This window comes from Protofrankia sp. Cj3 (assembly GCF_917627355.1).
Classification (GTDB): domain Bacteria; phylum Actinomycetota; class Actinomycetes; order Frankiales; family Frankiaceae; genus Protofrankia.
Window position 1 is genome coordinate 2915 of record NZ_CAKJTR010000165.1, and the last position, 8042, is coordinate 10956.

The 8042-nt window shown below is 70.2% G+C and carries 6 protein-coding genes; 3 read left to right on the forward strand and 3 right to left on the reverse strand.

All coding sequences use genetic code 11. From position 1 onward, the window contains the following. From MJ783_RS18465 to MJ783_RS18475, 3 genes are all read right to left on the reverse strand, one after another. A partial coding sequence (locus MJ783_RS18465; protein WP_239311966.1) for a glycosyltransferase family 2 protein occupies positions 1 to 1556 on the reverse strand: 1556 nt, incomplete at its 3' end. Positions 1557 to 1585: 29 nt separating this feature from the next. Continuing rightward, positions 1586 to 1831 (reverse strand): hypothetical protein, encoded by a 246-nt coding sequence (locus tag MJ783_RS18470; protein ID WP_239311968.1) that lies wholly within the window; start codon positions 1829 to 1831, stop codon positions 1586 to 1588. 743 nt (positions 1832 to 2574) lie between these two features. Next, positions 2575 to 3192, reverse strand: a complete 618-nt coding sequence (locus MJ783_RS18475; protein ID WP_239311974.1) for a PaaI family thioesterase — start codon at positions 3190 to 3192, stop codon at positions 2575 to 2577. Positions 3193 to 3503: 311 nt separating this feature from the next. On the opposite strand from MJ783_RS18475, the gene MJ783_RS18480 reads away from it, so the two are divergent. The 3 genes from MJ783_RS18480 to MJ783_RS18490 form a co-directional block, all read left to right on the forward strand. Further along, positions 3504 to 5159: a N,N-dimethylformamidase beta subunit family domain-containing protein gene (locus tag MJ783_RS18480; protein ID WP_239311975.1), complete on the forward strand. Its 1656-nt coding sequence runs from the start codon at positions 3504 to 3506 to the stop codon at positions 5157 to 5159. Between the two features lie 192 nt (positions 5160 to 5351). After that, entirely contained in the window at positions 5352 to 5792 is a 441-nt protein-coding gene (locus tag MJ783_RS18485) for a hypothetical protein (RefSeq protein WP_239311980.1), read from the forward strand. 65 nt (positions 5793 to 5857) lie between these two features. Beyond that, a partial coding sequence (locus tag MJ783_RS18490) for a caspase family protein (RefSeq protein ID WP_239311982.1) occupies positions 5858 to 8042 on the forward strand: 2185 nt, incomplete at its 3' end.

Genomic DNA, 8042 nt, shown 5'->3' on the forward strand with positions numbered 1-8042 from the left:
GCCGTGCTTGCCGTGCTTGCCGTGCTTGCCGCCACCGCGGCCGTACTCGTCCCCGCGGTCAGGGCGGCTGCGCTCAGGCGTTCTTCCGGGCTGCGGGCGGTCTTGTGCCAGCTGTTGCGGCCACTGAGGATCCGGGCGATCGCCCACCAGCCGGCGACGAACCAGACCAGGGCGTACACCATGTAGAGGTGGGCATAACCGATCAGCCGTAGGAGGCCGAACCCGGAGATCGGCTCCTGCCGGCGGTAGACCAGGCCGCAGAGCATGGCCGGAACCGTGGCCAGCAGGTAGGCGCCGACGAACAGGCGCGGATCGGGGCTGGGCCCACCGGCGAGCCAGTCGGCCGTGACCGCGGCCGTCGAACATCCAAACGCGAGTGTGAGCAGGGACGCCAACACAATCAACAACGGGCTCGACAGGTGGAACAGCATGTCGGGCAGCGTGCGGATCCGCGCATCCCGAATCACCTGTGGTATCAGCCGCCATGACTGCAGGTGCCCCTGGAACCAGCGGGAGCGCTGGCGCAGTAGCCGGCGTAGTTTCACCACCCCCTGCTGGTGGACATCAGCCTGTGCGCAGAACCGGTTACGCCAGCCCGCGAGCAGCAGCCTGACCCCGAGATCGAGATCCTCGGTGAGGCTGTGGCTCCACGGCCGCGGGCCGAGCGACCGAAGCGCCGAAAGGCGGACGAACTGGCCGTTGCCGCCCAGCCCCACGTTGTCGACATGGGCCCGACCACGCTGGAAGATGTCGGTATAGATCACGAACTCCATGTCCTGCATGCGGGCCAGCAGGTTGCCATGCCGGTTGTTGATGCGGACACCCGTCTGCACACCTGCCGTACGCGGGTCGCTGAAGTACGGGGCGACGGCATCGATGGCATGGGAATCGAGGCGCCCGTCCGCGTCGACGACAACGACGATCACATCGTCCGGGTCCCGGACGGCGATCTCATCGTGATCGGCGAGGTAGGCGATGGCGGCGTTCAGCGCCGCGCCCTTGCCTGACCGCGCGTTGGGCGGATCGCGCCGTAACAGCCACCGCCGCTCGTCCCGGAAGCCGCGCACGATGCTGGCCGTCGCGTCGTCCGAGCCGTCGTCGACCACCAGGACTCGGATGTCGTCCCTTGCCGTGGCGAGCAGCCGCCGCACGCTTGCCCCGATCACCGCCTCCTCGTTGAGGCAGGGCATGACGAACACGTAGAACAGGCCGCTGGGGGTAACGGCCGGAGGCTGCTCGTGGGTACCCGACAACAGCAGCATCGCCATCAGGTAGAGGAAACCCATGAGGATCAACCCGGCGGCCAGCGGCCACGCGGCGTCGAGCGCGCCGCCAGGCAAGGACACGAGTAGCGCCACCGGGGACCGGACGGCCGCCGTGCCGTGGGCCTGTGCCTGCGCGGCCGCCGGGACAGCCAGGTACCCGGCAACGGGCGGGAGCAGGCCCGCGTGCCACAGCACCCGCGGCCGGACCGGGCCGGACGCGACCGGCCGACGGCGTCCGGGGGCCTCCCGTAACCGACATGCGAAACCACCCAGCAATCCTGTCGAAACCATGACATCACGTACACGGCCTGACCGACTCATCAACGGATCCTTCGCCCAGCTGGCCGGCCGACTTTCTCGGCCACGGTGAAACGCCCGGTCGACGCGCGCGCGAGGCGGCCGCGAGCGCGCAGGAAAATGGCCAGAAAAATACATGCGACGCCGGCTGCCAGATACAGCACGAATACCAGTCCGACAATTTCCTCTAACACATCGGACAGCACGTGGAAAACCTTGGAAACAGCGCTTCCAATTAACGCGTGATCGACGGCACGCGACACGAACATAGCTTCTCCATAAAGGCATACGCGCCCATGACAAAAAGGGCGCATACCCATGGCCAAGCAGCCCCGGCCTGCGTGGATGGTGCTCACCAACCAGCTATGAGAGCTGCTCGACCAGCCGTGGAAAAACCCGCGGACGGGCGACGCGAATCGCCCGTCCAAGCGGAGGACTGCTGCCTTGCCACGCCTCGGCAGGTGACTGGCCGGCTATAACGGCAGCAGGATTCCCGAACCGCCGCCGTCAGACAGGTCGTACCATCTATCCCATCCCCCTCGGCCCTGGCCACCCGAGCGCTCGGCGAGGTGCTGGTGGCACCCTCAACCACGCGCCGGGAAATGGCGCCCCCTCGAATCCACCGTTCGCAGAACAGCTTTGCATGAAATGCTGCCGAACGCAAAGGGCTTCGTGAAACTCTCCTGTCATCTTGTTGGCGCATCTCCACCAGTTACCACGCAGAGCTACCATCAAAACGAACATATGACGCTGCCGGCAGCAATAAATTGATCAACATTCACCCGCGAGAGACACCGGGCAGCGCACGTCATACCCGCCTAGCAGGCAGAACAGAAAATCTGAAAACAACACGTAAGCAGGTGAATACGGAGCGCCAGCAGGCACCCATAAGCACGGCAATCGAAATCCGTCACACAAAGTAGCATTGGAGGAGAGGCCGCCACCCGCGGGCAGTCCGGAATCACCGAAAGACCGCGCGAGAACCAGGAACTTTATCTGCCTGCCAGTTGACTCACTCGTGCGGTTGTGCCTCGTTCCCATGCCCGTCGCGGTATCCGGGCAGCGCGTCCCGCAACCGGTCCGCGTCGCTGTCGGCCAGGGTGAAGCGCTGGCGCGCCTCGTCCAGGCTGACAAGCCGGTAGCTGGCCGTCGCGGTGGCCATCGTGGCGCCGTCCAGATCGAGGATCTCGGAGGCGGCATGAGTGAGCCCGGTACCGGCCTGTTGCCCCTCCCGCGGCGGCCGCATACGGGCTATGCAGTCGTACGTCCTGCCGACGAACATCGGCGAGACGTAGCGTACCTTCAGCACCGTGGTGAACGCGGTGCGGCCGGTCTGGAGCACGATCAGGTTACCCATGATCTCATCGCAGACCACCCCGATCAGGCCACCATGCACGATGCCGGGGTACGACTCGTGTGCGCGCCCAAAATCGAAGCGAGCCTGTAGCCCCTCGGGATGGGTCCGCAGCTGCAGCGCAAGGCCCTGATCATTGTACGGCGAGCAGCCGAAACACTGGTAGTCCGGCAGCACCGCCCAAGGGGCCTTGACCGGGCTGCCGGGGCGCTCGCCGCGCGCCGCCTGCGCACCGGAGCTGATCGGGCCCGAAGCCGTCGGCTGGGAGATGGTCATGCGCAGGCCCCGATCCGGTCGAGGCGACGTGCATGAGCGGCCGGGTCGGCGGTCGGCATCCTGATCTCCCTTGTTGGCCTGGTGTTGTTGGCCTGAGCTGCTCTCGCCGGGCCGACGGACGTGGGATCGCGGTTGTGCGCACACCTCCGGCGGCCCCAGGGGAATCTAAGCGGATCCGCGGCGCGGAGCACCGGGAATCGCCTGCCCCAATCCCACGATCAGGCTGCTTGATGAGCGGAGCCCGTCAACGGAGCCCGCAGCCGGCCACCGCCGGTGGCGGCTGTGGGAGGCCACCGGCGAGGATGGCCGGCATGTTCGCTCATCGGAGCCAGGACCATCGGAGCCAGGACCGTGGTCGGCGCGGGTCTGCCGCATGGCCCACGGCTGTCGCGGCCTCCGTCACCGTCATGGTTGTGCTCGCGGCCCTCCTCGGCGGATGCGGCGGCACCGGCCACGGCGGCCGGAGCAGCCAGGGCAACGGGACCAACCAGGGCAACGGGAGCGGGCCGGGCGGACAGGGGGCCGGCCGGGACGGCGCCGGGGTGGGCGCCGACTTCGATGTCCGGGCCGAGAACGCGAAACCCGGTGGTGACTGCGGGCTGGCCCGGCTCGGCTACAACCACGCGGTGGAAGGCTGGCTTGACCACACCAGCATCCGCTCGGGGGACGAACTTCGCCTGTTCGCCTCCACGACCGCGGCCACCGTCACGGCCACCGTCTTCCGGATCGGCTGGTACGGCGGACGGACCTGCCGCCTGGTCACCGAGGTGGGCCCGTTGCCCGGCCGGGTGCAGGCCCCCGCGTCCCGCGACCCGTCGACCAACACCGTCAGCACAGCCTGGGAGCCGACCACGACGTTCGCAACGAACAGCTGGCCACCGGGCGCGTATCTGATCCGCCTGGACAACTCCGAGGGCTTCCAGACCTACGTCCCGTTGACCGTCCGCAGCCCGACGATGTCCGGGCGGGTGGTGCTGCTCGCGGCGGTGACAACCTGGCAGGCGTACAACGCATGGGGCGGCTACAGCCTCTACCACGGTCCGAAGGGATTCGCCGACCGGGCGCGGGCCGTGTCGTTCGACCGGCCGTACGACTACGGTGACGGCGCCGCGGACTTCACCGGGAACGAGGCCCCCGTCATCATCCTCGCGGAAAAACTCGGCCTGCCCGTCGCCTATGCCACCGACATCGACCTGCATGCCGACCCGGCGCTGCTGGACGGCGCCCGCGCGGTCGTCTCCATGGGGCATGACGAGTATTACTCGCCCGCGATGCGGGACGCGTTGACATGGGCCCGTGACCGCGGGGTGAACCTGGCCTTTCTCGGGGCGAACGCGGTGTTCCGCCGGATCAGGCTCGGGCCGACGCCCGTCGGGCCGGACCGGCTGGAAACCGGCTACAAGATTGCCGCCGAGGATCCGCTGAACGGCGTCGACAACGCCGCGGTGACCGCGAACTGGCCGTCCCCGCCGGACGCGAGTCCGGAGAGCTCGCTCACCGGTGGCATGTACCAGTGCAATCCGGTACATGCCGACCTCGTGGTCCGCGACCCCGGGCACTGGCTGCTCGCCGGCGCCGCGGTGACGGCCGGCAGCCGCATCCCGGGGATGATCGGATCCGAGTACGACCGGGTCGACCGCGCGTATCCGACACCACCGCGGATCGAGGTTCTCGCCCATTCGCCGGTGGTCTGTCACGGTCGGCCCGACCATTCCGATGTCAGTTACTACACGGCCGACTCGGGCGCGGGCGTGTTCGACGCGGGTACCAGCGCGTGGGTGTGCGCGGTGACCGATGTGTGCGGGTCCGGCGCGGCCGGGCCGGTGGTGCGGGACTTCGTCACCACCGTCACCACCACGATGCTGACCACATTCGCCCAGGGCCCCGCGGGCCACCAGCATCCGGGTGCCCAGTCCGTACCGGACGACGACGCCGGTGGTGGTGGGAATCCGGGCAGCGAACGGTAGGCCGGCCGGCCATACATAGGGAGGCAGTAGGGATAGGGGACGCGGCGTTGAGCTGCGCCGGGCTGCCAGGCCTGATCACTGGTCCGGGCGCGATACCGACGGCGCCTGGGAGCGATGCCCGAAAGCGGGGCAGCGATATCCATCCGGACCTCTCGTTCCCCTCGCGGCGGCCCAAAGAGCACAATACGGACCGTGGAAGTCGTCATCTCGTTACAGGGCGGCGGTGGCTGGCCGGACGGCAGCGTCGCGCCGTTGGGGACCTGGCTTGGCCGGGAGCGGGAACTCCGCGGCCGGGTCCGCCGTGTTCCGGCCGCGGCGCCACCGCCGGCGGTCATGGGCACGGCCACGGATCTGCTCACCGTGGTCCTGGAACCGGGAGGGGTTGCCACCGTGCTGGCCGCCGCGCTGGTGGCGTGGGTGCAGCGCCGAGCCGGCAACCAGACCGTGACCATCACCCGCCCCGATGGGACCACCCTCACGGTGGCGGCCGAACACGTCCGCGGGCTGGACGCGCGACAGGTGAACGAGCTGGCCCAGCAGCTCGCCCGGTCGCTGGAACCCGGCGAGCCGATCCCCGGCGGCGAGCCGATCCCCGGCGAGACAGCGCGGCCTCCCGCCGCACCGGCCGGATAACGCCCGGCGGAGCGCCCGGCACCAGGGGCACACAGGGCTGGCCGGACGGAGGAGGGCTCGGACGGATGGCGGCACCGCGGCAGCTGCCGCTCGGCGACCTCGCCGGGATGGGCGCACGGGCGGTCCTGGTGGGAACGAGCCGCCACGCCGACGGGTCACGTCTGCCGGATCTGCCGTCGGTGGCAACCACGGTCGAGGATCTGCGGCGGGCGCTGGAAGAGGTGTGCGGCATGGCGCCCGCGAACATCCACACGATCGTCGATCCCGTCGACGAAGGCGCCGTGCTCGACGCGGTGGAGGCCGCGGCCGCGCAGGCGGGCGGCGTCGTCCTGTTCTACTTCGCGGGGCACGGCCTGCTCGGGCCCGGGGATCGGCTGTACCTGGCCACGCATGCCAGCCTCGCTGGCGACCGGGTCGCCCGGTCCGTCTCCTACCAGACTGTCCGGGACATTCTCGCGGAGCTGCCGGCCAGCACCGTGGTCGTGCTCGACTGCTGCTTCTCCGGCCTGGCGGACGCGACAGCCCACGGCCGGCAGCGTGATCCCTATGCCTCCGCCCGGCCGCGCGGCAGCTACCTGCTGACCTCGGCATCCCACTACGCCGTCTCCTACGCCCCGCCGGGCGAGCGCCACACCCTGTTCAGCGGCGAGCTGCTGCGGCTGCTGCGCGAGGGTGACCCGGCCGGCCCGGCCCGGTTGACCCTCGACCACATCTACGGGCGCCTCGACCGGCGGCTGCAGGCAACGGCGGCGCGGCCGCACCGGCAGAGCGACGGCCGGGCCGGTGAACTCGTCCTCGCCGCGAATCCCGCCTACCAGCGGCCCGTCCCAGCGCGCGATGACGTGTCCGCTGACGGGTCAGCCGAGCCGCTGGACGACTCCCCGTGTCCCTATCCGGGGATGGAGCCGTTCCAGCCAGACGACCACGAACGGTTCTTCGGCAGGGAGGATCTTGTCCGCCGGCTGCTCGGGGACGTCACCGGGAACGGCCCCGCTCATCGCCCGCTGGTGCTCGTGGGGTCCTCCGGCGTGGGCAAGTCCTCGCTCCTGCGTGCCGGGCTGCTGGCCGCGCTGGACCGCCGGCACGAGGCGGACCGGACGAGCCCCTGGCCGGCGGTGCTGCTGCCCGCGCCGGGAGCCCAGCCGATGCGGGCGCTCGCCGAACGCCTGGCGGCGGCGGCCGGAAAGCCCCTGGGGGATGTGGAACGGCAGTTGCTGGCCGGGCGGTTACCCAGCATGGCCGAACGGCCCGGCGGGTGCGCGGTCCTTGTCGTCGACCAGTTCGAGGAGGTCTTCACCCGGTGCGCGGATCCCGGCCAGCGGGCGCGATTCATCCGTGTCCTGTGCGGTGACCCGGATGGCCCCCGCGACACTGGTCGCCCTGGTGGCCCCCGTGACGCTGGTGGCCCCGGCACCGGTCCGGGCCGCGTCCAGGTGGTGCTCGGGCTCCGGGCGGATCACTACGGAAGCTGCCTGGAACATCCCGAGCTGGTCCGCGCGCTGCGGGACGGCCAAGTGACGCTACCGCCCCTGGACGATGCCGGGCTGCGGGCAGCCATCGAACGCCCCGCCCACGCGAGCGGTCTGGTCCTGCAACCCGGGCTGACCGACCTGCTGCTCCGGGACCTCCGCGAGGGCGGAGCCGCCACGCTCGGCGCGGCCCTGCCGTTCCTGGCGCACGTGCTGCGCGCCACCTGGACCAGGCGCAGCGGCCGCACCCTCACCCTCGCCGGCTACCAGGCCACCGGCGGTATCTGGCAGTCGGTCACCCGCACCGCCGAGGAGATCCACGACTCGCTCGCGGAACCCGGCCGGGTGGCCCTGCGCGAACTGTTCGTGCGGATGGTGTATCTGAGCGGCGGCGATGGGGAGGCGGTGCGGCAGCGCATCGACCTACGCGAGATGGCCCACGGTCGTTCCAGCGTGCAGCGCCAGCTCATCACGCTGGTGTGCGACCGGTTGGCGCAGGCTCGGCTGGTCACCGTCGACGACGGCGGGGCGCAGCTCTCCCACGAGGCGCTGCTGCGTGCCTGGCCGCGGCTGCGTCGATGGATCGACGAGGATCGCGCCGGGCTGCTCATCCGCCAGCAGCTGGCCGACGCGACGGATGCCTGGCAGCGCGCCGGTCGTGATCCGGCGTTCTGCCATCGCGGCGTCCGGTTGGCGGCGGCCCGCGAATGGGCCGCGGACGCCCGGCACAAGCGCCTGTTGCGAGTGGCCGACCAGGAGTTCCTCGACGCCAGCATCCGGG

Coding starts and splice junctions, on each gene's coding strand:
- MJ783_RS18470 (WP_239311968.1), bottom strand. CDS start 1,831: ATGTTCGTGTCGCGTGCCGTCGATCACGCGTTAATTGGAAGCGCTGTT.
- MJ783_RS18475 (WP_239311974.1), bottom strand. CDS start 3,192: ATGACCATCTCCCAGCCGACGGCTTCGGGCCCGATCAGCTCCGGTGCG.
- MJ783_RS18480 (WP_239311975.1), top strand. CDS start 3,504: ATGTTCGCTCATCGGAGCCAGGACCATCGGAGCCAGGACCGTGGTCGG.